Source organism: Pantoea sp. X-Soil-TKNS-1279 (assembly GCF_059730565.1).
On the sequence record NZ_AP035948.1, the window covers coordinates 1,402,024 to 1,426,775 of the forward strand.

The window sequence follows — 24,752 nt, forward strand, 5'->3', positions numbered from 1 at the left end:
CACACAGGAGAAGGTTATGGCGCTGGTCAAACAGAAAGTGGCGGTGGTCACCGCGTCCGACTCGGGTATCGGGCGCAGTTGTGCGCTGATGCTGGCAGAGGCGGGATATACCCTCGGCATCACCTGGCGTTCAGACGAGGAGGGGGCGCACGAAACGGCGCGCCTGGTGGAGAGCCGGGGCCAGCAGGCGCAGGTGCGGCAACTGGATCTCTCCGACCCGCAGGCTGGAGGTCAACAGTTGGCGCAGTTGATTGCGTCATTGGGGAGAATTGATGTACTGGTCAACAATGCCGGCGTGATGACCAAAGCGGATTTTCTCGAACTCAGCTTTGAGGACTGGCGCAAGGTGTTTAATGTCGATGTGGACGGTGCTTTCGTTTGCGGCCAGATCGCCGCACGCCACATGGTGGATCAAGGCAACGGCGGGCGAATCATCAATATCACCTCGGTGCATGAACATACGCCGCTGCCCGATGCGGCGGCCTATACCGCGGCAAAACATGCGTTAGGTGGGTTAACCAAATCGATGGCGCTCAGCCTGTTACCGCATCAAATCCTGGTCAATGCCGTGGCGCCGGGAGCGATTGCCACGCCGATGAATAATCTGCGTAACGAGGATGCGCGCAGCACGCGGATGCCGGAAATCCCCATCGGGCGACCGGGCGATACGCGTGAGGTCGCCAGCCTGGTGGCCTGGTTGTGCTCAGAATGGGCGACCTACACCACCGGGCAATCCTTTATTGTCGATGGTGGGTTTATGCTGGCAAATCCGCAGTTTAAGGGATATCACCACGACTAATTGGCGCGGCGGCGGTTCCAGCGACGGATAATAAAACGTAGCAGGATGGCAAATCCCACCGCCGCCACCAGCCACAGCAAATGTTTTAAATGTTGATCAAGCTGGTGCAGCCAGGGGGCAACGATCTCACCGGCAAAATACCCCAGGGTGACAAAGATCAGCGCCCAGAGCGCGGCACCAATCACATTCAGCAGGAAAAAACGCAGGGGTTTCAGGCGACTGGTGCCGATGATAATTGGCCCGACGATGCGAAAGCCGTACATGAAACGAACGCCAATCACAAACAGGCTGGGATGGCGTTGGATCAGGTGGTTTGCCTTGCGGATGGTATCCTGATGCTTGCGAAAACGGCGCAGAATGCGGGTGCCGAAACGCCGTCCCAGCCAGAACAGCAACTGATCGCCAATAATCCCGCCCGCCATCGCTGCCAGCACCACGCCGCCGAAGTGCAGCAATCCCTCGTGCGCCGCCACGCCCCCCAACAGGGTGAAGGTTTCCCCTTCGGCGATACAGCCAATCAGCAGTGCCAGGTAGCCGTACTGGCTAATTAATCCGTTGATATCAAGATGCAAAATCCTCCTCCCTGTTGTAAGCAAACCTGGTAACAGTTTACACCTGACGGCGATTTTTTGTGCCGCTTGCCGCAAAAACCGCCGCGCCGATTATACTTGAAGTGAAGCTGCCCGCGCTGCGAGGCGTTGCGTTTCGGGGCAGCCCGTCGCATCAGAGGAGTGATTTTATGAATCATGTCTGGGGACTTCTCGCGCATCCTAACCAAGAAATGCGCGATATCAAGCAGGAAAACGAGAGCGTTTCGCACCATTACACCCACCATGTTCTGCTGATGGCGGCGATCCCGGTGATCTGCGCCTTTATCGGCACCACACAGTTGGGCTGGAATCTGGGCGAAGGGCAATTTGTCCAACTCAACATGCTGACCGGTATCGGGCTAGGCATTCTGTTTTATCTCATCATCTTAGGTGGCGTGGCCGTGATGGGCCGCGTTATTCACTGGATGGCGCGTAACTATCCGCAGCGTCCCAGCATTCAACGTTGTACCGTGTTTGCCGGTTATGTGGCGACGCCGCTGTTTATTAGCGGATTGGTCGCGCTCTATCCTCTGGTGTGGCTGTGCCTGCTGGTGGGTACGCTGGCACTGGTCTACACCGGTTATCTGCTGTTTGTCGGTATTCCGGTGTTCCTCAATATCGATAAAGAAGAGAGTCTGCGCTTTTCCGGCTCGACGCTGGCGATTGGTGTGCTGGTGTTTGAGGTGTTGCTGGCGCTGACGGTGATTCTGTGGGGCTATGGACCGAAGTTGTTCTAGTTGCAACCGGTTCTGATGGACTTATTCGCGCCACACATTGTGGCGCGAATTATTTCCGTGCATCTGCCTGCCTTGGGTTTTTAACGCCCGGAAACAATCTCTCCAGGATATTTCGTAGAGAACCACGTATCATGCTGTCGCCAGCCCGCATCCCGTCTGGCTTGATGCGCGCGGCCTGTGCGATAGCACAGCACAAAACTCCTTACCGGATTTTTTTGACACGATGTCTGTAAAAATGCGTATTTCTTTACTGTCGCTGGCGCTGATGATCGGCGCACCGGCAGTGACTACACCTGTTCAGGCAGCGCCTGCTGCTGCACTGTCCAATCTGGCTCCTGTCGCTCAGCCACAAATTGCGTCCGGCAGTGCGATGATTGTCGACCTGGATAATGGCAAAGTGCTGTTCTCCAGCCATCCCGATCGAGTGCGCCCGATCGCCTCGCTCACCAAGCTGATGACGGCGATGGTGGTGCTGGATGCGAAGCTGCCACTGGATGAAATGCTGTCGGTGGATATCAGCCATACCCCGGAAATGCGCGGCGTGTTCTCCCGCGTGAAGCTCAACAGTGAAATCAGTCGCCGGAATATGTTGCTGCTGGCGCTGATGTCTTCGGAAAACCGCGCGGCTGCCAGCCTGGCCCATCACTATCCGGGCGGTTATGACGCCTTTATTCGCGCCATGAACGCCAAGGCGCGGGCGCTGGGCATGACCCACACCCATTATGTGGAGCCGACCGGGCTGTCGATTCATAACGTCTCCAACGCGGAAGACCTGATCAAGCTGGTGAAAGCCACCCGTCAGTATCCGTTGATTGGTGAGTTAAGCACCACCAAAGAAGACACGGCGGTGTTTAAACATCCGAACTACGCCTTACCGTTCCGTAACACCAACCATCTGGTATACAAAAACGACTGGCGTATCCAGCTGACCAAGACCGGTTACACCGATGAGGCTGGTCACTGCCTGGTGATGCGCACGGTGATTAACAACCGTCCGGTGGCGCTGGTGGTGCTGGATGCGTTCGGTAAATACACCCACTTTGCGGATGCTAACCGTCTGCGTGACTGGCTGGAAACCGGCAAAGCGGCGCCGGTCCCGGCGGCGGCACTGGCGTACAAAAAGCAGAAAGCCTCGCAAACAGCGAGCACCGGCGCTCAGGGACAGAACGTCGAATAATATTGATGTTGCAGATGCGGCCAGCGGGGCGGCATCTGCAAAAAGCCTTATCGTTAGCACCAATGTTTTACACCCTCATTCCTATAGTTTCGCCGTTGCCAAAGGCCTACACTAGCCGCCACTTAGGGTCACTAAGACGCGTCTGTGGACGGTTAATGCGCTGGAATCTCACTCTTATGTTTACGTTTCGAACTCTTTTTGCTCCTTTTTTGCTGATGTTGGCGCTGCTGGCCCCGGCATTCAGCCAGGCGGCAGACAATAATGCTTCGGCTCCGCAGGGCGAAGATGCGGCACCCAAAGTCAATGCATCGGTGGAACTGCCGAAAATGCAGAAGATTCTCGACAAGATTAAAAGTCAGGTGTCGGGAGAAAATAATGAAAGCAAGCTGAGCCAGCTGAATGAAATGGCGCTGGAACTGTCGGGCAATGCCGATACCCTCGGCCAGGCGTTAGTGCCGCAGCGCCAGCAGCTGGATGCACAGTTGGCAGTGCTCGGACCGGCACCCAAACCTGACAGCGGCATGACCGAAACGCTGGAAGTGGCGCGCAAGCGTAGCTCGCTGGAGAACCAGAAAACCAAGCTGGACGATCAAATCAAGCAAGCAGAAGGGATTAAAAACGGCGCGCTGACGCTGTCGTCGCAAATCGTCAACCTGCGTCGCGATCAGTTGAAAAGCCAGTTGGCGCTGAATGCCGGCAGTATCCTTGGCCCACGCTTCTGGGCACCGCTGGCCAGCACCCAGGATCTCGATGGCGAGAAGATCAGTGACTTCCTGAGTGAATTGCAGGACACCGCCGCGCTGTCATGGGAACCGGGCTGGCGCTTTGGCACCATTGGCTGGTTGATCGCCGCGATGCTGGTGATGACGCTGGGCCGCCGCTACGGTGAGGAGTTTCTCGCCTGGGTAAGCATTCACAAAATGCCGGAAGGACGACTGCGCCGCAGCTTCCTCGCTTCGGCGATTGCCCTCACCACCCTCGCAGCCGTGGTCCTGACCTTCAATTTCTTTGCGCTGGCCTTTGCCCGCCGTGATGAGGTGTCGTCCGATGTGCAGGACTTTATCCTGCGCCTGGTGCAACTTAGCGTTTACTGCGGCCTGATTGCGGGCCTGGGACGCGCGTTCCTCTCCACCCGTCGCCCGAGCTGGCGTCTGCCGGCCATTTCCAATGAAGTGGCGCTGGCGTTGAAGCCTTTTCCGCCGATCACCGCCGCGCTGGTGTTTATCTTCCAGACGGTGGAGTCCTTTAACTACAGCGTCGGCACCAGCCTGAATACCACCATTATGGCGAACGGCCTGACGGCACTTCTGATTGGTAGCACTGGGTTGGCGATCAGCATGCGCACCAACCGGGTGCGTCGCCGAATGGCGCAGAAGGGCAATCCACCGGAAGCGCGTTCAACGTTGGTCGGTCTGATCCAAATGGGCCTGACGCTGACGGCGCTTGCCATCCTGATTTCGTTGGTGATCGGTTACATCTCGCTGGCGCGCTTCCTCAGTTATGAAGTGATTTGGTGTGGCATTCTGTTCGGTTCGTTCTATTTCCTCAGCCAGCTGGTGACGGACGGTTGTGAAAGCCTGTTCTCAATACAAACCCGCAGCGGGAGACGCATCCAGAGTTCACTGAATATTGATGAGCGCCACCTGCAACAGGCTGCCACGTTGTTAGGTGCGCTGGGCAAAACCTTGTTGATCGGTATCGTTGCCCTGGCGCTGCTGAACGGCACTTTTGCCTCCACCACACCGATTGGCCTGATCCAGAAGGTGATTGAATTCTGGGGCGGCAAAGGGCTGGAGTCGCTGAATATTGTTCCGGCGCATATGGTCAACGCCATTATCTGCCTGGTGGTGGGGATTTATGTGCTGCGCTCGGTGCGCCGCTGGCTGGATAAAGAGTTCCTGCCGAAAACCACTATGGACGCGGGGATGCGCGTGTCGCTGGTGACGCTGTTCAGCAACATTGGTTACGTGCTGATTATCCTGCTGACGCTGTCGATCATGGGCTTGCAGTGGAACAAACTGGCGTGGATCGTCAGCGCCCTGTCGGTTGGTATCGGTTTTGGTTTACAGGAGATCGTAAAGAACTTTATCTCCGGTCTGATCCTGCTCACCGAGCGTCCGGTTAAAGTTGGCGATCTGGTGAGCATCAGCGGCATCGAAGGGGATATCCGCCGTATCAACGTGCGCGCCACGGAGATCCAGCTCAGCGATAAATCCACCGTAATTGTGCCGAACTCGCAGCTGATCTCGCAGAACGTGCGAAACGCGACTATGGGCAATGCGCAAGGGGTGGTGACGATTTTGCTGACCTTCCCACTCAATATCGATCCGGTACGCGTGCGCGAGATCCTGCTGGAAGTGTATGAGGAGAACGAACGTATCCTCGAAATGCCTGCGCCGTCCGTCTCATTCAAGGATCTGACACCGGCTGGCATTGTTCTCAGCGTGACCGGCAACGTTGCCAGTCAGCGCCAGATTTCAAGCGCCAAAAGCGATTTGCTGTTTGATATCCTGACGCGGTTGCGTAAAGAAGGCATCGTGTTGTCGACGCCGCAGACCATGATTATCGAACGTCGCGCCCAGCAGGGGCTGACGGACGACAGCCAGCAATTACCATAAAGATCGCACTAACGTAGCGGCGCGATTAATCGCGCCGCTACGTATCATTAAACCTTCACCGCCCATCCTTTCTGCTTACTGGTTTTGCCAATTCCCGGATTAAAACTGTTGGTGGGATCTAACCGACGATAAAACGCCTGAAGTTGCGGCTTCGCGGCGTACAAATGGCCAACATTGTGCTCTGCCGGGTACTCCGCGCCACGTTGGCTGAGAATCGCCAGCATTTTCTCTTTCAGCGCATGAACATCCACCCCTTTCTTCACGATGTAGTCCTGATGGAATACATGGCAGAAAAAGTGACCGTAGTAGAGCCGATGGCTCAGATCCTGGTCGAATTCCGGCGGTAGCCGTTCAAACCAGTCGTTGTCGTTGCGGCGCAGCGCGATATCCAGCGCCAGAATATCCTCGACTTCATCAGCATGAATGGCGTGATAACGCACGGCGGCCCCGGCAGCTGCAAAACGGTGCAAAAACGCGTGAGCACCCTCTTTGGCGTCACAGGCAAAAAACTCACCGCCACCTTCGCGGAAAAAGGCGTGCAGATACTCCTGCGCTTCCGCCACACCGTCACCGGACATTTTCAGCATCAGATGATGTTCATATTTGTCGCGGTACTGCTTCAGGCGTTTCGGCAGATGGGCCGGGAACCATCCGCTCAGCCGCTGCAACAGGCGATCGGTTAAATGTGGTTTGACCCATTTGCGCTTCGCCAGCCAGGCATCGATCCTGCCCTTAAGAGTGAAAAACAACGGCATTTTGTCGGTGCCCAGCCGGTCGATCATCAGGAAGGTATCTTTGCCATACACCTCGGCGATATCAAAAATAGCACGATGCATATACTCACCCGCCACCGGTAAGTGGGTAAAGTTCGCCAGAATATGTCGGCGGATCTCAGCCAATTCCGCCGGATCGTTGCTGCCGATATAAAAAACCTGCTGCTGCGGTTCACTGACAAAGGTATCCAGGCGCACGGCAAACACCGCCAGCTTACCGGCACAACCGGAGGCTTCGAACAGGCGGCGGGCATCGGCATTGAAACGCGCCGGGGTCGCGGCGTGGATATCGCGTACACGCTCGGCGTATTCATGATCTGAGGCATGACGATCATCCCAGATCACATCGCTTTGTTGCCAGCGATCATCATCCAGTCGTCCCAGTATCTCTTCCGGCGAATGGCCCAGTTCGATACCAAGGTGGTTGACCAGCCGCAGCTTGCCATCCGCATCAATTTGCGCGTAGAGCGCCATCTCGCTATAGGCCGGGCCACGCTTAATCAGCGACCCGCCAGAGTTGTTGCAAATACCGCCCATCACCGATGCGCCAATACAGGACGAACCGATCACCGAATGGGGTTCACGTCCCAACGGTTTGAGGGCTTTTTCTAACTGGTAAAGCGTGCTGCCAGGGAACGCCAGAATCTGTTTGCCGCCATCAATCAGTTGCAGTTTATCCAGCCGTAGCGTGCTGATGATCACCACCGGGCGATCATAATCATTCCCCTGTGGGGTGGAGCCTTCCGTCAGCCCGGTGTTGGCAGCCTGCATCAGAATGATGGCATCGGCAGTGACCAGCGCCTGCAACACGCGCCACAATTCGAGCAGCGAGCCGGGAAACACCACCGCCAGCGCTTCGCCTTCACCGGAGCGAAAGCCTTTACGATAACGGGCGGTGTGTTCGGCATCCGTCAGCAGTTGCGCAGGACCGACGAGGCGGCGCAGTTCACCCAACAGGGCAGAGTCAGAGGAGGCGTTTTTCATTGGCTTATCCTTGTCATAAACGGTAGCGAAACAACTGTAGCACGCGTTGCACGAAGCGGCTGCGATGTGACATCGTCGGCTACCTGCTATCCTCAACTTATGGCACACTTTGCCGGTTATTTTTATATTGTGCAGTCACTTAAGAGAACCCGACCTGATGAAATGGATTTGCTCTGTAAGCCTCGCTGTATCCCTTGCCATGCAACCCGCGCTGGCGGATGAGATGTTTGGCAACCATCCAATGACCGAACAAGCGCGTGATGCCTTTGTAAACCAACTGCTTAGCAAGATGACGCTGGATGAGAAAATTGGTCAGCTGCGTCTGATCAGCGTCGGGCCGGATAACCCAAAGGAAGCCATCCGTGACATGATTCAACACGGACAGGTTGGGGCAATTTTTAATACCGTGACGCGCCCGGACATCCGCGCCATGCAGGATCAGGTGATGCAACTCAGCCGCCTGAAAATTCCTTTGTTCTTTGCTTATGACGTGGTGCACGGCCAGCGTACCGTGTTTCCGATCCCACTCGGCATGGCGGCCAGTTGGGATCTGGACGCGGTTGCCGAAGTGGGGCGCGTTTCCGCTTATGAAGCGGCAGACGACGGTTTGAACATGACCTGGGCGCCGATGGTGGACGTCAGCCGCGAACCGCGCTGGGGACGTGTGTCGGAAGGCTTTGGTGAAGATACCTTCCTCACCTCACAAATGGGCAGCACCCTGGTGAAAGCGATGCAGGGCAAAAGTCCGGCGGATCGTTACTCCATCATGACCAGCGTGAAGCATTTTGCGTTGTACGGTGCGGTGGAAGGGGGACGTGATTACAACACCGTCGATATGAGCCCACAGCGAATGTTCCAGGATTATATGCCGCCGTACAAAGCCTCGTTGGATGCTGGCAGCGGTGGCGTGATGGTGGCGCTCAACTCGATAAACGGCACACCGGCCACCGCCGATAGCTGGCTGTTGAAAGATCTGTTGCGTGATGAGTGGAAATTCAAAGGCATCACCATCAGCGATCACGGTGCGATTAAAGAGCTGATGAAACACGGGGTCGCCAGCGATCCCCGCGATGCGGTGCGTATTGCGCTGAAATCCGGCATCGATATGAGTATGAGCGACGAGTACTACAGCAAATATCTGCCGGGGCTGGTGAAAAGCGGTGCGGTGAGCATGGCGGAAATTGATGATGCTGCGCGCCATGTGTTGAACGTCAAATATGATATGGGGCTGTTTAACGATCCTTACAGTCATCTGGGGCCAAAAGGCAGCGATCCGCAGGACACCAACGCGGAGAGCCGTCTGCATCGCGCCGAAGCGCGTGATGTGGCGCGTAAGAGCATCGTGCTGCTGAAAAACTGGCGCGAAACCTTACCGCTGAAAAAGAACGCCACCGTGGCGCTGGTTGGCCCTCTGGCCGATAGCCAACGCGACATTATGGGCAGTTGGTCAGCCGCCGGGGTGGCGAAGCAGTCCATCACCCTGTATCAGGGGATGCGCGCGGCGATGGCCGGTAAGGGCACGCTGCTGTACACCAAAGGCGCGAATATCACCGATAACCAAGGCATCCAGAAATTCCTCAATTTGTATGAACAGGCAGTCACTGTTGATGCACGTTCACCGCAGCAGATGATTGATGAAGCCGTTGCCAATGCGAAGAAAGCCGATGTCATCGTGGCGGCGGTGGGAGAAGCGCAGGGAATGGCGCATGAGGCCTCCAGTCGCAGCGAACTGACCATCCCGGAAAGCCAACAGAAGTTGCTGACGGCGCTGAAAGCCACCGGCAAACCGTTGGTGATTGTGCTGATGAATGGTCGCCCACTGAATGTGGTGCATGAAGATCAGATCGCAGATGCGATGCTGGAAACCTGGTTCAGCGGTACCGAAGGTGGTAACGCTATCGCGGATGTGCTGTTTGGCGACTACAACCCGTCAGGCAAGCTGCCGGTATCCTTCCCACGTTCGGTAGGGCAGATCCCGATTTACTACAACCATTTGCCAACCGGTCGTCCGTACAACTTCGAGAAGCCGAACAAGTACACGTCGCACTACTACGATGCCATCAACGGACCGCTTTATCCGTTTGGTTATGGTCAGAGCTACACCACCTTTAGCGTTTCGCCGGTGAAGATGTCTGCGAAATTTATGCCCCGTAATGGCACGGTGGCAGCCAGCGTCAAGGTCACCAACACCGGCAAGCGCGATGGCGCAACGGTGGTGCAGATGTACCTGAACGATCCGGTTGCCAGCATCAGCCGCCCGGTGCAGGAGCTGCGCGGCTTTAAGCGCATCATGCTGAAAGCGGGCGAGTCCCAGACGGTGAGCTTTGAGATTGACGTCGATGCGCTCAAATTCTGGAATCAGAAAATGCAGCATGTGGCCGAGCCGGGTAAGATCAATGTGATGATTGGGCTGGATTCGGTGCGCACTCAGGACGCATCATTTGATTATCTCTAAACCCAACGCAGCGGCGCGATTTATCGTGCAAACGTAGCAATGGCAGCAGATGCCTAATGGCACGATATAACGTGCCGCTACAATTCGCAGAAATGTTAGCAACCCGGTCAGCCTTGAGGTTGACCGGGCAATTACCCGAAAATCATGAACATCCGCAAACGCATCGAACAACAAGTCTTCCGCCTGAATGGCCTGTCACTCAATGAATTCGACATCTCGCAACCCCCTGGCGATCCTGGGCTGTTTGGCCCTGACAGCGTCATCTGGCGTGTACATGGCGATTTCGCCGCCATGATGTGTGGCGGTATCAGCGCCTTGTTGTTGCAGATGCTGCATCCGGCGGCGCTGGCGGGCGTATGGGATCACTCCAACTTTCGTGATGACATGCTGGGACGGCTACGGCGTACCAGCCAATTTATCGCGGTCACCACCTTCGGCAATCAGCAGGATGCACACACCTTGATCGAGCGGGTTAAACGCATCCATCTGCGTGTCACCGGCGTCGACAATGCAGGGCAACCCTATGCGGCCAGCGATCCGCATCTGCTGACCTGGGTGCATGTGGCGGAAACCAGTCGTTTTCTCGCGGCACATCTGCGCTATAAAAATCCTCACCTGAGCCTGATGGATCAGGATCGCTACTATCAGGAAGCGGCGCTGATCGCGGAATCGCTTGGGGCAGAGCAGGTGCCGAAAAGCGTTGCGGCGGTGGAAAACTATTTGCAGGCAATGCGTCCACAGCTGGTTTGCGATGCACGTACCCGGGAGGTCACACAGCTGTTGATGAACGCCCCGGCTCCCAGCTGGCAGGCGAAACCGGTGATGCATATCATGATGAAAGCAGGGATTGGCTTGTTGCCAGACTGGGCGCAACAACTGACAGCCTTGCCCATCAATCCGTTGCAGCAACGGTTGGTGGATGGGCAAATACATCTGATTGCTGGTTTGTTGCGCTGGTCAATTCAGCGTGGTGCTTATGCCCGGGCGATGAAACGCATGGGCCGATAAGGGTTACAGGTGTAATTCGTCCCTGGCCTTGGTGTAGGTGCGCGGTGTTTTGGCTTCCCGACGCAGCGTCAGCTGCCGTAACTGGTAATGGTGGATCAGCATGCCAAGCCCAAGCCCCATCAGCGCCAAAGGTAACAGGCAGTAATAAATATCAACCGGTAACAGAATCAGCAGGGCGATGCCCGCCACCAGCAACGTCAGTGCCGACATCACCCAGCTGTAGCGAATAAACAGCCACACCAGCAGGGCGAAAATCACCACATCTCGCAGGTTAAAATCCACATTTTGCAGCACCATTGCGTCAACTCCTTCGATGCGAATGGCGCGACAATAGCACGCGCAACGGCAAAAGAATCGCGAATTTATTTGAAGCTTGCCGACGCATACGGCATGAAACTTCAGTAATCCTCATCTTTCTCCTGCGCACTTTGAGAGTTTTACCCTTGTGCCACATGGCACGAGTGTCGATCCTGCTCTATTCTCGGGGAAAATGGATCCCTCCAGGCATTATCGAGGCGTTATGACACACCAACCTCTGATTGCTGAGGTGCCGAATCAGCAAAATACACTTACGGCCATCGTCGAGCAGGACGCGCGCACGGCCTATTTTTATATCTGGCCAAACGACCTGTTCCGCAGCCAGTATGCGGTTCGCGGTTGCTGGTTACGCAACCTGCTGCCCGCACCGGCGCGTGAAGATCGCGATGCACTGGAACAGGGTATCGCGCCGCTGCTCAGTGCCGAATTTTGCCGCACGCTGGAAGCGGAACCGCCGCTCGATCCGGCCGGGTTACAGATACTCTGGGAGCCGAGCGATGATGGTGCGGCGTTGTGGTACTACGGTCAGTTGCTGGCGGTGATCCCTGGCTGGAGCCTGTACCAGGACAAACAGGTGAGCTTCTCGGCCGGGTGTATCAAAAAGAATCGCCTGACGGCACCGCTCGGATCGGCCTCTACCAATGACTATTATGCGCGTGCCGAACAGCAACGCCATTTCTGGCGTGACTGGCATGACGGACATTTATGGGAAGTGGTGCAGCGTGAGTTGATGCAGTGCTACCAGGCGCAGTTCGGTGAATCGGTGAAGTATTACGCCATCGACCAGGGCAACTGGCCGCCGATGGCGATTTCGCAGCACTGGCATCAGGGCGTGTGGTACTTCCTCACCCTCGGCATGGGGATCCGACCGATGCCGCAGGTCGATTATCTGTTTGATGAGCTGGCCCCGCAGTATCGCCGCATCGAACTGGCGATGGCAGTGGATGGCGAAGTGATGAACGAAGCCAATGCAGTGCAGATGGCCAGCGCACTGGCGGAGTTTGCCCATCTGCCGTGGGCGCGCCTTACCTGGCTGGGTGAGGGGCATACGCTGGCGTCAGAAGTGGCACCGGTGGGGTTTGAAAGTTTCCTGCTGGCGAATGGCCTGGCCCCGGAAGCGGCGCAGTTCCGGCTGCCAAAGCGTGGGGGCGACCGGGTGAATTTGCTGTGGTCAACGCCAATCACCGAGGCGGAACGCCAGTTTGCGCAGGCCGATGAACGCGGTGGACAGCAGTTGTTGCAGCGTCTGCTGGCTGATGGCAACAACCATATTTTTCGTCCAAGGCAAGAAGTGGTGGAGCCTCCGGTTGCCTGAATCGTAGCGGCGCGATTTATCGCGCAGGTTTTGCTATACGCGCCAAACACATCGCGCCGCTACATCATCACCTTCATCAATTATTTTATTGCTTTGTGATCGTGCGCACCTCAAGTTCCTTCTTAACACGCCGTTAACCCGGATCAGGCATCTCGCCACTCCAGGGTAAGGGCACTCTCATGTTAAAAACCACACAATCCCGTTTCACCGCGACCCTCATCGCATTTTTCGCCGTGCTGATGCTGGTCACCGTGCTGGTGATCAATCAGTTTATTGCACCCCAACTCAGCAACAATGAGAGCCGCCTGGTGCGTTACGAAGTCGATGGCCTGGCCGGACGTATCGTCGAACAGATGAACCGCGTTCAGGCGCAGCAGCGTGCTATTACCGAAGCTGCCGGGGTAATGGATAGCGCCAGCATCGATACCTTGCTGCCTGCGCTGGTTAACCAATATCAGGACAGCAACGTATTCGGCGGCGGTATCTGGCCTCTGCCGAACCGTCGCGATCCGGCTAAAGAGAAAGACAGTTCATTCTTTGCGCGCAACGCCAGCAACCAGTTACAGGTGAATACTTACTGGAACTCTGACGCTGCCGACAAATACTGGGAGCAACCCTGGTACAAAGACGGTATGGCGGCCGCGAAAGGCCAGTGCGCCTGGGCGAAGGCCTATCAGGATGCGGCCAGCCCGCAACCGCGTACCAACTGCGCGATGGCGATTTACCGTAATGGTACTGCCTGGGGTGTGGCGACCATCGACGTGACCCTGGGATTCTTCAACCAACTGGCGAAACAGATGGGAGAGGCGATTCATGGTCGCGTCTTGATCGTCGAAGCCGATGGCAAAGTGGTCGGTAACGCCGCGCTGGTTGATGCTGCGGCGAAACTGGAAAACCTGTCCGATACCCAACTACCGCTGGCTCCAACGCTGAAAACGTTGCTGGCGCAGGCGGGCAGTCAGCCGACGCAGGCGAGCTATGATGCGGAAGATGGCGAGCATACGCTGTTCCTGCAAGCCATTCCCGGCAGTCCGTGGTATCTCGCCAGCGACGTGCCCTCCAGCCTGTTGAATGCGCAAACCCATAGCATGCTGACCCGATTGGGCCTGGTGCAGATCCCGCTGGCGGTGATCCTGCTGCTGGTCTTGCTCGGCTTTGTCCGTGCCATGATGAAGCGTTTAAGCCAGCTCAACCGTAACATTGAAGCGTTATCAACCGGCGGTGCGGATTTGACCCAGCGTCTGCCTGCCAGCAACAGCCCGGAATTTAACGCCGTGGCGCAGAGCTTCAACCAGTTTATTGCTTACCTTCAGGGGCTGATGCGTCAGGTGGGTGACAGCGCGCTGGCGATTACCGCTGCCTCGCGGGAGATCGCCAGCGGCAACGCTGATCTGTCGGCGCGTACCGAATCACAGGCCAGCTCGATTGTTGAAACGGCGGCTTCTATGGAGCAACTGACCGGTACGGTGCGTCAGAACGCGGATAACGCCACCCATGCCAATCAACTGGCTGATGGCGCTTCGCAGGTGGCGGCGCGTGGCACCGAGGTGGTGCGTCAGGTGGTCAGCACTATGGGCGAAATCCATCATTCATCGCGCAAAGTGGTGGATATCATCAGCGTCATCGACAGCATTGCTTTCCAGACCAATATCCTGGCCTTGAACGCGGCGGTAGAAGCCGCGCGCGCGGGCGAGCAGGGGCGCGGTTTTGCGGTGGTGGCGTCGGAAGTGCGTAACCTCGCCCAGCGCTCGGCCAACTCGGCGCGAGAGATCAAGAAGCTGATTGAGGAGTCGGTCACCAATATTGATGCTGGCAGCCAGTTGGTGGAGCAAGCCGGACAAACTATGGATGAATTAATGCACGGCGTCAGCAGCGTCACCACGCTGATGGGGGAGATTATGTCTGCCAGCCGTGAGCAAAGCCTCGGCATCGATCAGGTGAACGTGGCTATCACCCAGCTTGACGGCAGCACCCAACAGAATGCCGCGCTGGTGGAACAGGTTTCTGCTGCCGCGCGCGCGATGGAGGAGCAGAGTGTTCAGCTGGAGTTGGTGGTGCAAAGCTTTAAACTTTAAGCGCTTTTCCACGGTGGTGCCGGGTGTGCCACCGTTTCTCCTTTCTTATTAACTATTCCCCGTTTTTTATGCTGCTTCATAATCCAGCTGCTAAAATTAATTTTCCGTTACGCAAACGCACGGAATGTACGCAATTTTTCCGGCCCCCGGCGCGGTGATTGTGTACAATGGTTGAGATTTTTCTGAAGGAGTTGTCATGTCCGCCATAGAAGTTATCCTCGTCGACCACCTCGATCGTCCCACTGGCAAGATGGAAAAGCTGGAAGTTCATGAAAAGGGATTACTGCACCGTGCGGTAACGGTTTACGTGTTTAACTCGCGGCATGAACTGCTGCTGCAACGTCGTGCCAGTGGTAAATACCACTGCGGCGGTTTGTGGAGTAACACCTGTTGTGGTCATCCTTATCCGCAGGAATCCACCCAGTCTGCCGCTGAACGTCGCCTGCGTGAAGAGATGGGGCTGTCGCTGACGCTGACGCCGGTATTCGAGCTGAGCTACAACCTGCCGCTCAGCAATGGCCTGACGGAACATGAATACGGTCATGTGTTTTTTGCCATCAGCGATGAACAACCGGAACTGAATCCGGAAGAGGCCGATGCCTGGTGCTATCGGTCGGTGGCGCAGATTCAGCAGGAGATTGCGCAGCACCCGGAACAGTTCACGCCGTGGTTTCTGTTCACCTTTGCCCGCATTCCTGCCACGTTGGATGCGTTTCAGCTCACTGCATAATCGCGCCGCCACGGATGATTATTATCTGACGTTAAAATCCTCGGCATCGACATCGTAACCCGATGGCTCCCAGCGAATCGCCAGCAGCGCCAGCAGACCAGCCAGCGGTGCGAGGAAAATCACCCAGAACACTCCGGTGCCGAACGCGGCGACCAGCAGCGGGAACACAAACAGCGACACGGTAGAACTGCCACGCATCAGCGTCTGGTTAAAACCAACGCCCACGCCGCGCAGCGAGGTCGGATAGCTCAGCGACGCAAAGGTCATGGTATGTGAACCGGGACCGAAGCCCTGACCGAACAGGAACAACGCCAGCATGGCAATCGCCACCGCCGCCTGTTCGCCCCCTTCAGGACGGCCAATCAGCGCCAGCCCCAGCAGCGCCACGCACTGACAGGCGTAGCCGGTCACCGACATTTTCCACGCACCGAGACGAGGCACCAGCCGTACCGCCAGCAAACCGCCAACAAAAGCAAACAGCAGGTTGAGCGCCAGCGACACCAGAATGGTGGTCAGCATCGACTGTGCAAAGAAGCTGGAGATAATCACCGGCAGACCAAAAGCCACGGCGTTATACGCAAAGGAAGAGGCGATGGAGGTGACGGTCGCCAGAATGGTGCGGCGGCGATAAACACCCTGCAACAGCGCGCCATAGTTACGCCAGCTGGCTTTACGTACGCGGGGTTGTTGGCTCAGATCGGCATCGTCTGCCACCCGGGCATTGATATTGTACGAACGGCGCAAAATCTCTGCCGCGCCGTGCAGGTTGCCCTGGTTAGCGGCCCACACCGGAGACTCGCTCATATAACGGCTGCGGATGGCGATAATCACGATCGCCGGGACCGCACCAAAGCCGAGAATCAAGCGCCACAACCAGTCGGTATGGCTTTCCGGCAACACCGCATACAGCAGTAGCACCAGCAGGTAGGAGATACTGATGGCCGCGTACCAGGTGGGGCACCACATCGCCACGCTGGCGGCTTTATTACCCTGACCGCGCAGTTTGGAAAACTCGGCAAGGAAGGCCATTGCCACTGGTAGATCGATCCCGACGCCCAACCCCATCACAAAGCGCGCACCGCCAAGCACATATTCGTTGGGGGCAAAGGCACAGGCCAGCGCAGCCACCACAAAGAAGAACATATCGGCCATAAACACCCGGTAGCGGCCAATTTTATCCGTCAGATAGCCGCCAATCAGCGCGCCGACGATAGCGCCAAAGGTGATCGCCGCTGCCACCATACCGGTGCCGGTCGGTGTCAGCTGGAACTCGCGGGCCACATCTTTGATACCAAACGCCAGCGCACCCAGGTCATAGGCATCGAGAAACACCCCGCCCAGTGCGATAGCGATGACGATGCGTGCGTTACTGCGCGACTGCTCGCTGTTATTAATCAGGTTTGATACATCGGACGCACTGCGGATCCATTGTGTCTCACCCTGAGGTTGATTCCCTGCCAGCGCCACATGGGCGGGAGAAGTTAAGTCGGACATGATGTTGTTGTCTGTATTTTTGTAAATTTGGGCCTATGAGAATAATCCTCAGTTGGCGGCTGAAAAATTCTATTTGGTTATATGAGCAATGAAATGGTTATAACTGATTTGAAATGGCTAGCAGAAATTGACCGAAGTGAAACCCTAACCGCTGCTTGACCGCGCCCATCCCGGTTCGCCAGGCTACGCTTGTAACTCACCACACGATAACAATACTGAGGGCGAACGCCATGATTAAGCAGGGTTTACTGGGACTGATCGCATTAGCAATGAGCGCCACCGCAGCACAGGCCGCCGACCCGGTGCGGGTGGGGTCGAAGATTGATACCGAAGGTTCGCTGCTCGGCAATATCATCCTGCAAGTGCTGAATAAACATGGAGTGCCGACGGTGAATAAAATTCAGCTCGGTACCACGCAGGTGGTGCGCGGTGCCATCACCGCCGGCGCGCTGGATATCTATCCTGAATACACCGGCAACGGGGCGTTTTTCTTCAATGATGAGAAAGACCCGGCGTGGAAGAATGCACAGCAGGGTTATGAGAAAGTGAAGACCCTGGACGCGGAGAAAAACCATCTGGTGTGGCTCACCCCAGCGCCAGCCAACAATACCTGGACCATCGCGGTACGCAGCGATATCGCCGAGAAAAATAATCTCACCTCGCTGGCGGATCTCAGCCAGTACCTGAAAAAAGGCGGCACCTTCAAACTGGCGGCCTCGGCAGAATTTATCGAACGCAGCGATGCGTTACCGGCGTTTGAAAAAGCTTACGATTTCAAACTCGATCAATCACAACTGCTGTCGCTGGCGGGCGGTGATACGGCGGTCACCATCAAAGCCGCCGCCCAGCAGACTTCCGGGGTGAATGCGGCGATGGCTTACGGCACCGACGGCCCGGTGGCGGCGCTTGGGCTACAAACCTTAACCGATCCCAAAGGCGTACAACCGATTTACGCACCGACACCGGTGATCCGCGACGTGGTGCTGAAGCAGTATCCTGACATTGGCAAGTGGTTGCAGCCGGTGTTCAGCAAACTTGATGAGAAGACGCTGCAACAACTCAATGCGCAGATCGCGGTGGATGGCCAGGATGCCAGCCAGGTGGCGCAGCAGTGGTTACAGCAGAATAAGTTGCTGTAACGGGTGGCGCGATTATTCGGGCGACCGCAGCCGGTTTTGCTGGTACTGGTGGTGTTGATCAGCGTGGCGCTTGCCGCGCTGCCAATGCTGACCTATGCGGCGAACCGGCTGGTTTCAGGTCAGCCGCTGATGCTGTGGCAGATACCCTTGGGCGGATATCTGCTGCTGCCGTTGCTGGCGTTGTGGCTGTTGGTCTTCTTGCCAACCCGGCGCAGCGCGGTGCTGCTGTTGCTCGGCTGCGAATGCCTGTTTGTGCTGCTGGTCTGGCTGAGTGGGCATCAGGCGACAATGCTGGCGCAAAGCGGCAGTCGGCTGGCGCGTACCGCGTTTGGCAGCGGTTTCTGGAGTGCTGCGGCGCTGACGTTGCTGCTGGCGGCAGAGGCGATTCGTCAGCGCCATCGCCAGACAACGTGGCGCATCTTACTCAACCTGCAAATGTGGTTGCTCCCGCTCGCCCTGTTACTGAGCGGCCATCTTAACCAGCTTTCCCTGTTAAAAGAGTATGCCAATCGCAGCACGGTATTTGATGCCGCGTTCATCCAGCATCTGACACTGCTCGGCGGGACCTTGTTGCCAGCCATACTGATCGGTCTGCCGCTCGGCATTGTTATTGCCCGGCGTACGCGCTGGCAGCAAACCGCTTTCAGCGTATTAAACCTGATCCAGACCGTCCCTTCGGTAGCGTTGTTTGGCCTGTTAATTGCCCCCCTGGCCGGGCTGGCAGCAACGTTTCCGTTGCTGGCGAGTTGGGGGATTGCGGGCATCGGTATGGCTCCGGCGCTGATAGCGCTGGTGTTGTACGCGTTGCTGCCGCTGGTGCGCAGTGTGGTGGCCGGTTTGCAGCAGGTGCCTGCGGAGGTACGGGAAACCGCGCGCGGCATGGGGATGAGCCGTTGGCAGCAGTTCTGTTTTGCCGAACTGCCGCTGGCGCTTCCGGTGTGGCTCTCCGGTTTGCGCGTGGTGGTGGTTCAGACGCTGGGGCTGGCGGTGGTGGCGGCGTTGATTGGTGCCGGTGGATTCGGGGCCATTTTGTTTCAGGGATTATTAAGTAGTGCACTGGATCTGGTGCTGCTCGGGGTGATCCCGGTGGTGGCGCTGGCGGTGATCGCCGATGCGCTGCTGCGCCTACTGGCTGCGCTGCTGGAGAGACAATATGATTGAATTTCATCAGGTAAATAAAGTTTTCAACGGCAAAGCAGCGGTGCGCAATTTGTCGCTGCGTATTGAGAAAGGCAGTTTCACGGTGCTGATTGGCACTTCGGGTTCCGGTAAATCCACCACCCTGAAAATGATTAATCGGCTGGTGGAGCATGACAGCGGGGAGATCCGCTTTGCCGGAGAAGCCATTGAACGGATGGATGCCCGTGCCTTGCGTCGCCGCATTGGTTATGCGATTCAGTCCATCGGGCTATTTCCGCACTGGAACGTCGCGAAAAATATTGCCACCGTGCCATCGCTACTGGGCTGGTCACCGGCGCGTATTCGTGAGCGCGTGGCGGAGCTATTGACGCTGCTCAATCTGGACAGCGAGTTGGCGACACGCTATCCGCATCAGCTTTCCGGCGGTCAACAGCAGCGTGTGGGCGTGGCGCGGGCGCTGGCGGCGGACCCTGAGTTGCTGCTGATGGACGAACCCTTTGGCGCGCTCGATCCGGTCAACCGTCAGGCGCTACAACAGGAGATGCTGCGCATTCACCGCCTGTCCGGGCGCACCATCGTGTTGGTGACCCATGATATCGATGAGGCGCTGACCCTGGCCGACCAGTTGGTGTTAATGGATGGCGGCGAAATTGTTCAGCAGGGCAAACCGATTGAATTGCTGACGCAACCCGCCAGCGATTTTGCGCGTGAATTTTTTGGTCACAGCGAACTCGGCGTACGCTTGCTGGCTCTGGGACGGGCAGGGAGCGCGGTCCGCCGCGGTGAGTGGCTGGAGGCCGAACCGATCGCTGCCGGGTTAACCCTGCGTGAGGCATTGTCGCAGTTTATCGCCCGGCGCACTGACAAGCTGCCGGTGGTGGATCAACACCAGCAACCGCTCGGCGTGCTGCACTTCAGCGATTTGTTGCGTCAGCGCGAGGCGAGTTGATGAGCTGGCTGAAAGATCCGCTGTACTGGCTGCTGGCGTTGTTTCTGCTGCTGCTGTGGGGACTGCCGCACAGCGCGCCGCTGTTTGCCCACTGGTTTCCACAACTGGAACGGCCTTTATATCAACAGGATAGTTTTTGGCGGCTGGCGCTGGCGCATCTGTGGCTGGTGGTCAGCGCCAGCGCGCTGGCGATTGTCGTTGGGGTGAGTTGTGCGGTGTTTGCCACCCGGCGTAAGGGCAGGGCGTTTCGGCCGCTGTTGGAAACCCTCGCCGCCGCCGGGCAGACCTTTCCGCCGGTAGCAGTGCTGGCGATTGCGGTGCCGGTAATGGGGTTCGGCGCGACCCCGGCGGTGATGGCGTTGTTTCTGTATGGTTTGCTGCCGATTTTGCAGGGTACGCTGGCTGGTCTTGATAGCGTACCGGCCAGCAATCGCGAGATTGCCACCGGTCTGGGCATGGGGCCGTGGCGGCGTTTATGGCAGATCGAACTGGCGCTGGCGGCACCGGTCATTATGGCCGGGGTGCGCACCTCGGTGATGATCAATATCGGCACCGCAGCAATCGCCTCAACCGTCGGCGCGGAGAGTCTGGGATCGCCGGTAATTATTGGCCTGAGCGGCTTTAACACCGCCTATGTCATTCAGGGGGCACTGCTGGTGGCGCTGCTGGCGTTGGTGTGCGATCGTCTGCTTGAACGCGTGCAGCGCTGGCTTAGTTGGCGTGCAGAATAAGGCTGTAGCCTACCAGCATCAGGCCGCCCATGCCGCCCAGTGCCATCACGGCAAACAGGGTAGAGATGAAGATTTTTTGCCAGTTCATGTCAAAACCTGAGAAATGTCATTGAGGGCGGCATGATAACGCGCACATCAGCCGAGGCAAAGGCCGATGTGTGCGTTTTTACGCGTTGGGGTCGTGGAGGTGAACGTTAAAGCCCTGGGCCTGCCAGTGCTCCAGTTGTTCATGCTGACGACGGGTGAGCTTTTTGCCGGTCCAGACAAACAGATTCTGACCGGGGAATAACTCCGGGCGCGGCAGTTCCAGCGGTTCCGCCAACACATCCATACGCCATCCCTGTTGCGAGAGACGCCAGGCTTCCAGCCAGATGCGGGTGCGATCGTCAACGCCCCAGCCAATCATCAGCGCATCTTTGCCGGCTTTTTTACGCGATCCGGTCAGGCAAAACGCCACGTAATCTATTAACGCGCCATCAAGCAGGCTGCACATGGCGCGTGCGGTGTTTTGATCTAATCCGAGACGCTGGCGAACCGGCACAATCACATGATCAATCAGCGCATCCACCGGATGCTCACGTCCGACCGTGGCGATCTTGGCACGCAACTTTGAAGGTCTGACATGGCGCAATATGCTCATCAGTTCTTCCTGCAACGTATTCCAGCCGTCGTGCACATTGACGCTTTCCCCTTCCAGCAGGGCCTTGACCTTGCCAACGGGCACGCCGCTTTCTATCCAGCGCTTGATCTCTTCAATGCGCTGAACATCTTCGTCGTCAAACTGACGGTGACCACCTTCGGTGCGCTGGGGCTTTAACAGACCGTAACGTCGCTGCCATGCGCGAAGTGTTACCGGATTGATTCCACAGCGTTCGGCAACGTCGCCGATACTGTATAAGGCCATATCTTCCTCAATATACTGACCTGCATCGCCACACCTTAACCGCGGTGATTAAGTTGTACAACATATTTTTCCGTGTACAACTTGACGGAGAGTGTGTTTTCAGGTTTTATCTCAATTATGAGATTATTTCCCGTAATTGAGAGGTGATGATGTCTGAACCGGATACCGAAGATCGGCTGGCCGCTCGTTTGGCTGAATTGCGCCTGCAACGCGGCTGGTCACTGGATGAACTGGCGATGGCCACCGGCATCAGTCGGGCCACATTGTCGCGCATTGAGCGCGCTGAGACCAGTCCAACGGCAGCATTACTCAATCGACTTTGTGTCGCCTATGGCCTCACCATGTCGCGCCTGCTGAGTGAGGTCGAAGACGACGCGCTGTTGTTACTTAAACCCGAACAGCAGCCGGTGTGGGTCGATGAACTGAGCGGCTTTCAGCGCCGCAACGTTTCGCCGCCTGCCACTCATTTTAGAGCAGAAATGGTGGAAGGGGTGTTACAACCCGGTTCGCGTATTGATTATGACGCGCCGCCGATTCAGGGGCTGGAGCAGCATATCTGGTTACAGTCCGGCGAGCTGACCATCAGCATGGATGCGCAAAGCTGGACTTTGCAGGCGGGTGATTGCCTGCGCTTCCATCTGACCGGCAAATCCTCCTTTACCGCGCACCCGCAGGGTGGTGCACGTTACATTCTGGTGGTGTGCAAACCATGATTGAGATCGAACAGCTTAGCGCCAGCCAGGCGCAGCCTCTGGTGGGGGCGTTATGTGATGTGTTGCAGGGATGTGTGGCGGAGGGGGCCAGCGTCGGGTTTATCGATGCTAACGATCGTGCGGTGATGGAACGTTTCTGGCAGGACAAAATCTTCAGCCTTGCCAGCGGCGACAATCAACTGCTGGTGGCACGCCTGCACGGAAAGATCGTGGCGACGGTCATGGTGGGGTACAGCGCCATGCCGAACGGTCGCCACCGCGCAGAGATCAGTAAGCTGCTGGTGCACCCGCGCGCGCGTCGCATGGGGATTGGACGTCGGTTGATGCAGCAGGCGGAACAGTTGGCGGCGGAGAACGGCAAAACCTTGCTGGTGCTGGACACGCGCAGCGGCGATGTGGCGACCGATCTCTACCTGTCGCTCGACTGGAAAATTGCCGGCTCCATTCCCCACTATGCCGAATCCACCGCCGGGGTGCTGGACGCCACAACGGTGATGTTTAAAACCTTGCGGCTGCCTGCATGATCGTGGTGACGCCGGAGTCGATTCAGCAGCCGGACGCTGAATGGTTGCTGGATCGTCTGTCAGCTACCCTGGCACAGTTGACCGGCAGCAGCGGGCGTGCCACCTTTGATCCCGACGCAATGCAGCAGCCGGGCAGCTGTTTCGTGATCGCGCGTGATGAGCAACGCAGGCCGGTGGGCTGTGGCGCGTTTCGCCCGCTGCAACCTGGGGTGGCGGAGCTGAAACGCATGTATGCGTTAAACGCCGGGCAGGGCATTGGCGCAGCGATTTTGCAGTATCTGGAGCAGCAGGCGCGGGCGCAAGGCTATCAGGCGATGTGGCTGGAGACTCGCAAGGTGAATCAATGCGCGTTAAGGTTTTATGCCCGCCAGGCGTATCAGCCGATTGCACCCTTTGGACATTATGTGGGTAATACGGCGGCGCAGTGTCTGGGGAAAAGCTTAGTGTTTCCCTCACCCTAACCCTCTCCCGCCAGCGGGAGAGGGGACTGATCGTGCACGGATTGGCATACTGCACATCTCCCTCTCCCGTCTTGCGGGAGAGGGGCGGGGTGAGGGCAACCGCGCGCACCTCATCCATTGCACCAAATCAGTGCGCCGCTTCCGCCTCCGGGATCGCCAGCGCCTGCATAAACAGCTTAATAATCGGATTTATTTTGCGGCCCTTCTTCATCATCAGGCAGAACGGATTCTCCATACGAATCGATTCATCCCCCAATTCACACAACTGGCCGCGTGCAATAAACGCCGCCGCGTAGTGTTCGGGTAAATAGCCAATAAAATGCCCGGTCAGAATCAGCATGGCGACGGATTCAACCTGAACAGCCTGTACGCCGCTGTCCTGTAATGGAATAAGTCGTCGTGCATCGCGCGGCGTAACATATAAATGATTTATGACTTTTTGTTCGCGTAATAATGCCAGCGATATTTTATGGTCGGCGCTGCCGGAATAAAGTGGATGACCAGCAGAGCAATATAATTTCGAATATTCTTTATATAACGGGAAGTAATCGAAATCACTTTTCATTTCATAAACCGGCGCAATGCCGCAATGAAAACGCCCTTCGCTAATACCGCGTTCAATATCATCTAATTGTGCCGTTTGCAGACGGATTTGCACCTTTGGTGCATTTTGGTGCAGCTGTTGCACCGCGCTGGTGACCGGGGAGTGCGGGTCGGAGATGGTGTTATCTACCACGCAAATCGCGATGTCGCCCAGCAGCTCGTTGCGGCTGTTGTGCAGCCGCTCGCGGAACAAATTAAGCGAGACGAACAACTCCAGCGTCGCCTGATAGACGTTGATACCGTACTGCGTCAGTTCAAAGCCTTCGCGCCCACGACTGCACAGCGTCATGCCGAGGCGAATTTCCAGATCGGAAACCTGTTTACTGATTGCTGCCAGACCAATATTCAGCTCGTGGCTGGCGGCAGTTAATCCACCGGCTTCTACCACGCATTTAAATACGCGCAGCAATTTTAAATCGATATTACTTAATGCCAGCACCGCATTGTCGCTGCGATTGATTGCATTGTTTCCAGACTGGGAAACTTTACTTTCCATCTTTGCTATTCAACTCCGG

General features: G+C 56.9%; 23 protein-coding genes. 16 read left to right on the top strand and 7 right to left on the bottom strand.

The genetic code is table 11. The features are described 5' to 3' along the window. Positions 1-16: 16 nt before the first annotated feature. Positions 17-799 (top strand): SDR family oxidoreductase, encoded by a 783-nt coding sequence (locus tag AC6I8N_RS06545; RefSeq protein ID WP_021182474.1) that lies wholly within the window; start codon positions 17-19, stop codon positions 797-799. On the opposite strand, the gene AC6I8N_RS06550 is transcribed toward AC6I8N_RS06545, so the two are convergent. Next, on the bottom strand, positions 796-1,371 hold the full coding sequence (locus tag AC6I8N_RS06550; protein WP_021182475.1) for a DedA family protein: 576 nt from the start codon (positions 1,369-1,371) through the stop codon (positions 796-798). The two genes, AC6I8N_RS06545 and AC6I8N_RS06550, sit on opposite strands and share 4 nt — an antisense overlap. A gap of 167 nt (positions 1,372-1,538) precedes the next feature. Here AC6I8N_RS06550 and AC6I8N_RS06555 point away from each other — a divergent pair, with 167 nt between their 5' ends. From AC6I8N_RS06555 to AC6I8N_RS06565, 3 genes are all read left to right on the top strand, one after another. Further along, positions 1,539-2,126: a Yip1 family protein gene (locus AC6I8N_RS06555; protein WP_036624497.1), complete on the top strand. Its 588-nt coding sequence runs from the start codon at positions 1,539-1,541 to the stop codon at positions 2,124-2,126. Between the two features lie 223 nt (positions 2,127-2,349). Then, complete coding sequence (gene pbpG, locus AC6I8N_RS06560; protein ID WP_021182477.1) at positions 2,350-3,303, top strand: D-alanyl-D-alanine endopeptidase; 954 nt, start codon at positions 2,350-2,352, stop codon at positions 3,301-3,303. A 176-nt stretch (positions 3,304-3,479) separates the two neighbouring features. Continuing rightward, complete coding sequence (locus AC6I8N_RS06565) at positions 3,480-5,921, top strand: DUF3772 domain-containing protein (protein ID WP_497830312.1); 2,442 nt, start codon at positions 3,480-3,482, stop codon at positions 5,919-5,921. 47 nt (positions 5,922-5,968) lie between these two features. Here AC6I8N_RS06565 and dld read toward each other — a convergent pair whose 3' ends face one another. Next, positions 5,969-7,678 carry a D-lactate dehydrogenase gene (dld, locus tag AC6I8N_RS06570; RefSeq protein ID WP_497830313.1) on the bottom strand — a complete coding sequence of 570 codons (1,710 nt, stop codon included), beginning with the start codon at positions 7,676-7,678 and terminating at the stop codon, positions 5,969-5,971. Between the two features lie 157 nt (positions 7,679-7,835). Here dld and bglX point away from each other — a divergent pair, with 157 nt between their 5' ends. Together bglX and AC6I8N_RS06580 are read left to right on the top strand one after the other, a co-directional pair. Beyond that, a complete protein-coding gene (gene bglX / locus AC6I8N_RS06575) occupies positions 7,836-10,133 on the top strand; it encodes a beta-glucosidase BglX (protein WP_497830314.1) in 2,298 nt (765 codons plus the stop codon). 144 nt (positions 10,134-10,277) lie between these two features. Beyond that, positions 10,278-11,141, top strand: a complete 864-nt coding sequence (locus AC6I8N_RS06580; RefSeq protein ID WP_497830315.1) for an oxygenase MpaB family protein — start codon at positions 10,278-10,280, stop codon at positions 11,139-11,141. A gap of 3 nt (positions 11,142-11,144) precedes the next feature. Here AC6I8N_RS06580 and AC6I8N_RS06585 read toward each other — a convergent pair whose 3' ends face one another. Continuing rightward, positions 11,145-11,438 carry a hypothetical protein gene (locus tag AC6I8N_RS06585; protein WP_208725061.1) on the bottom strand — a complete coding sequence of 98 codons (294 nt, stop codon included), beginning with the start codon at positions 11,436-11,438 and terminating at the stop codon, positions 11,145-11,147. Between the two features lie 223 nt (positions 11,439-11,661). Between AC6I8N_RS06585 and AC6I8N_RS06590 the strand changes: the two genes are divergently transcribed. From AC6I8N_RS06590 to idi, 3 genes are all read left to right on the top strand, one after another. Next, positions 11,662-12,774, top strand: a complete 1,113-nt coding sequence (locus tag AC6I8N_RS06590) for a suppressor of fused domain protein (RefSeq protein ID WP_021182483.1) — start codon at positions 11,662-11,664, stop codon at positions 12,772-12,774. A 179-nt stretch (positions 12,775-12,953) separates the two neighbouring features. Further along, positions 12,954-14,849, top strand: coding sequence for a methyl-accepting chemotaxis protein (locus AC6I8N_RS06595; protein WP_497830316.1), 1,896 nt, complete (start codon positions 12,954-12,956; stop codon positions 14,847-14,849). Between the two features lie 196 nt (positions 14,850-15,045). Continuing rightward, entirely contained in the window at positions 15,046-15,579 is a 534-nt protein-coding gene (idi, locus tag AC6I8N_RS06600) for an isopentenyl-diphosphate Delta-isomerase (RefSeq protein ID WP_497830317.1), read from the top strand. 21 nt (positions 15,580-15,600) lie between these two features. Here the strand turns inward: idi and AC6I8N_RS06605 are convergent, their stop codons facing one another. Then, complete coding sequence (locus tag AC6I8N_RS06605; RefSeq protein ID WP_415173777.1) at positions 15,601-17,073, bottom strand: MFS transporter; 1,473 nt, start codon at positions 17,071-17,073, stop codon at positions 15,601-15,603. A gap of 230 nt (positions 17,074-17,303) precedes the next feature. Between AC6I8N_RS06605 and osmF the strand changes: the two genes are divergently transcribed. From osmF to AC6I8N_RS06625, 4 genes are read left to right on the top strand one after another with little or no spacing between them, the layout of a single operon-like run. Further along, positions 17,304-18,212 carry a glycine betaine ABC transporter substrate-binding protein OsmF gene (gene osmF / locus AC6I8N_RS06610; RefSeq protein ID WP_208725067.1) on the top strand — a complete coding sequence of 303 codons (909 nt, stop codon included), beginning with the start codon at positions 17,304-17,306 and terminating at the stop codon, positions 18,210-18,212. A 3-nt stretch (positions 18,213-18,215) separates the two neighbouring features. After that, a complete protein-coding gene (locus tag AC6I8N_RS06615) occupies positions 18,216-19,373 on the top strand; it encodes an ABC transporter permease (RefSeq protein ID WP_497830318.1) in 1,158 nt (385 codons plus the stop codon). Continuing rightward, a complete protein-coding gene (locus AC6I8N_RS06620) occupies positions 19,366-20,301 on the top strand; it encodes an ABC transporter ATP-binding protein (protein ID WP_497830319.1) in 936 nt (311 codons plus the stop codon). Before AC6I8N_RS06615 ends, AC6I8N_RS06620 begins: the two co-directional genes overlap by 8 nt. After that, positions 20,301-21,032 carry an ABC transporter permease gene (locus AC6I8N_RS06625; RefSeq protein ID WP_415173781.1) on the top strand — a complete coding sequence of 244 codons (732 nt, stop codon included), beginning with the start codon at positions 20,301-20,303 and terminating at the stop codon, positions 21,030-21,032. Before AC6I8N_RS06620 ends, AC6I8N_RS06625 begins: the two co-directional genes overlap by 1 nt. On the opposite strand, the gene AC6I8N_RS06630 is transcribed toward AC6I8N_RS06625, so the two are convergent. After that, entirely contained in the window at positions 21,013-21,120 is a 108-nt protein-coding gene (locus tag AC6I8N_RS06630) for a YohO family small membrane protein (RefSeq protein WP_013508398.1), read from the bottom strand. The two genes, AC6I8N_RS06625 and AC6I8N_RS06630, sit on opposite strands and share 20 nt — an antisense overlap. 78 nt (positions 21,121-21,198) lie before the next feature. Next, on the bottom strand, positions 21,199-21,936 hold the full coding sequence (locus AC6I8N_RS06635; protein ID WP_497830320.1) for a MerR family transcriptional regulator: 738 nt from the start codon (positions 21,934-21,936) through the stop codon (positions 21,199-21,201). Positions 21,937-22,085: 149 nt separating this feature from the next. Here AC6I8N_RS06635 and AC6I8N_RS06640 point away from each other — a divergent pair, with 149 nt between their 5' ends. From AC6I8N_RS06640 to AC6I8N_RS06650, 3 genes are read left to right on the top strand one after another with little or no spacing between them, the layout of a single operon-like run. Then, on the top strand, positions 22,086-22,649 hold the full coding sequence (locus AC6I8N_RS06640; RefSeq protein ID WP_021182501.1) for a helix-turn-helix domain-containing protein: 564 nt from the start codon (positions 22,086-22,088) through the stop codon (positions 22,647-22,649). Next, positions 22,646-23,173: a GNAT family N-acetyltransferase gene (locus tag AC6I8N_RS06645; RefSeq protein WP_208725071.1), complete on the top strand. Its 528-nt coding sequence runs from the start codon at positions 22,646-22,648 to the stop codon at positions 23,171-23,173. The genes AC6I8N_RS06640 and AC6I8N_RS06645 overlap by 4 nt, the downstream gene beginning before the upstream one ends. Further along, positions 23,170-23,634 (top strand): GNAT family N-acetyltransferase, encoded by a 465-nt coding sequence (locus tag AC6I8N_RS06650; RefSeq protein WP_497830321.1) that lies wholly within the window; start codon positions 23,170-23,172, stop codon positions 23,632-23,634. The genes AC6I8N_RS06645 and AC6I8N_RS06650 overlap by 4 nt, the downstream gene beginning before the upstream one ends. 127 nt (positions 23,635-23,761) lie before the next feature. Here AC6I8N_RS06650 and AC6I8N_RS06655 read toward each other — a convergent pair whose 3' ends face one another. After that, positions 23,762-24,733 (bottom strand): LysR family transcriptional regulator, encoded by a 972-nt coding sequence (locus AC6I8N_RS06655; RefSeq protein WP_021182504.1) that lies wholly within the window; start codon positions 24,731-24,733, stop codon positions 23,762-23,764. Positions 24,734-24,752 lie beyond the last annotated feature (19 nt).

Bases quoted from the DNA above. Each gene is read 5' to 3' on its own strand.
- AC6I8N_RS06625 (WP_415173781.1), top strand. From the start codon at position 20,301: ATGAGCTGGCTGAAAGATCCGCTGTACTGGCTGCTGGCGTTGTTTCTG.
- AC6I8N_RS06635 (WP_497830320.1), bottom strand. From the start codon at position 21,936: ATGGCCTTATACAGTATCGGCGACGTTGCCGAACGCTGTGGAATCAAT.
- AC6I8N_RS06580 (WP_497830315.1), top strand. From the start codon at position 10,278: ATGAACATCCGCAAACGCATCGAACAACAAGTCTTCCGCCTGAATGGC.
- AC6I8N_RS06605 (WP_415173777.1), bottom strand. From the start codon at position 17,073: ATGTCCGACTTAACTTCTCCCGCCCATGTGGCGCTGGCAGGGAATCAA.
- pbpG (WP_021182477.1), top strand. From the start codon at position 2,350: ATGTCTGTAAAAATGCGTATTTCTTTACTGTCGCTGGCGCTGATGATC.
- AC6I8N_RS06655 (WP_021182504.1), bottom strand. From the start codon at position 24,733: ATGGAAAGTAAAGTTTCCCAGTCTGGAAACAATGCAATCAATCGCAGC.
- osmF (WP_208725067.1), top strand. From the start codon at position 17,304: ATGATTAAGCAGGGTTTACTGGGACTGATCGCATTAGCAATGAGCGCC.
- AC6I8N_RS06565 (WP_497830312.1), top strand. From the start codon at position 3,480: ATGTTTACGTTTCGAACTCTTTTTGCTCCTTTTTTGCTGATGTTGGCG.
- AC6I8N_RS06645 (WP_208725071.1), top strand. From the start codon at position 22,646: ATGATTGAGATCGAACAGCTTAGCGCCAGCCAGGCGCAGCCTCTGGTG.
- AC6I8N_RS06555 (WP_036624497.1), top strand. From the start codon at position 1,539: ATGAATCATGTCTGGGGACTTCTCGCGCATCCTAACCAAGAAATGCGC.
- AC6I8N_RS06640 (WP_021182501.1), top strand. From the start codon at position 22,086: ATGTCTGAACCGGATACCGAAGATCGGCTGGCCGCTCGTTTGGCTGAA.
- AC6I8N_RS06630 (WP_013508398.1), bottom strand. From the start codon at position 21,120: ATGAACTGGCAAAAAATCTTCATCTCTACCCTGTTTGCCGTGATGGCA.
- AC6I8N_RS06620 (WP_497830319.1), top strand. From the start codon at position 19,366: ATGATTGAATTTCATCAGGTAAATAAAGTTTTCAACGGCAAAGCAGCG.
- dld (WP_497830313.1), bottom strand. From the start codon at position 7,678: ATGAAAAACGCCTCCTCTGACTCTGCCCTGTTGGGTGAACTGCGCCGC.
- AC6I8N_RS06590 (WP_021182483.1), top strand. From the start codon at position 11,662: ATGACACACCAACCTCTGATTGCTGAGGTGCCGAATCAGCAAAATACA.
- AC6I8N_RS06650 (WP_497830321.1), top strand. From the start codon at position 23,170: ATGATCGTGGTGACGCCGGAGTCGATTCAGCAGCCGGACGCTGAATGG.
- idi (WP_497830317.1), top strand. From the start codon at position 15,046: ATGTCCGCCATAGAAGTTATCCTCGTCGACCACCTCGATCGTCCCACT.
- AC6I8N_RS06595 (WP_497830316.1), top strand. From the start codon at position 12,954: ATGTTAAAAACCACACAATCCCGTTTCACCGCGACCCTCATCGCATTT.
- AC6I8N_RS06585 (WP_208725061.1), bottom strand. From the start codon at position 11,438: ATGGTGCTGCAAAATGTGGATTTTAACCTGCGAGATGTGGTGATTTTC.
- bglX (WP_497830314.1), top strand. From the start codon at position 7,836: ATGAAATGGATTTGCTCTGTAAGCCTCGCTGTATCCCTTGCCATGCAA.
- AC6I8N_RS06545 (WP_021182474.1), top strand. From the start codon at position 17: ATGGCGCTGGTCAAACAGAAAGTGGCGGTGGTCACCGCGTCCGACTCG.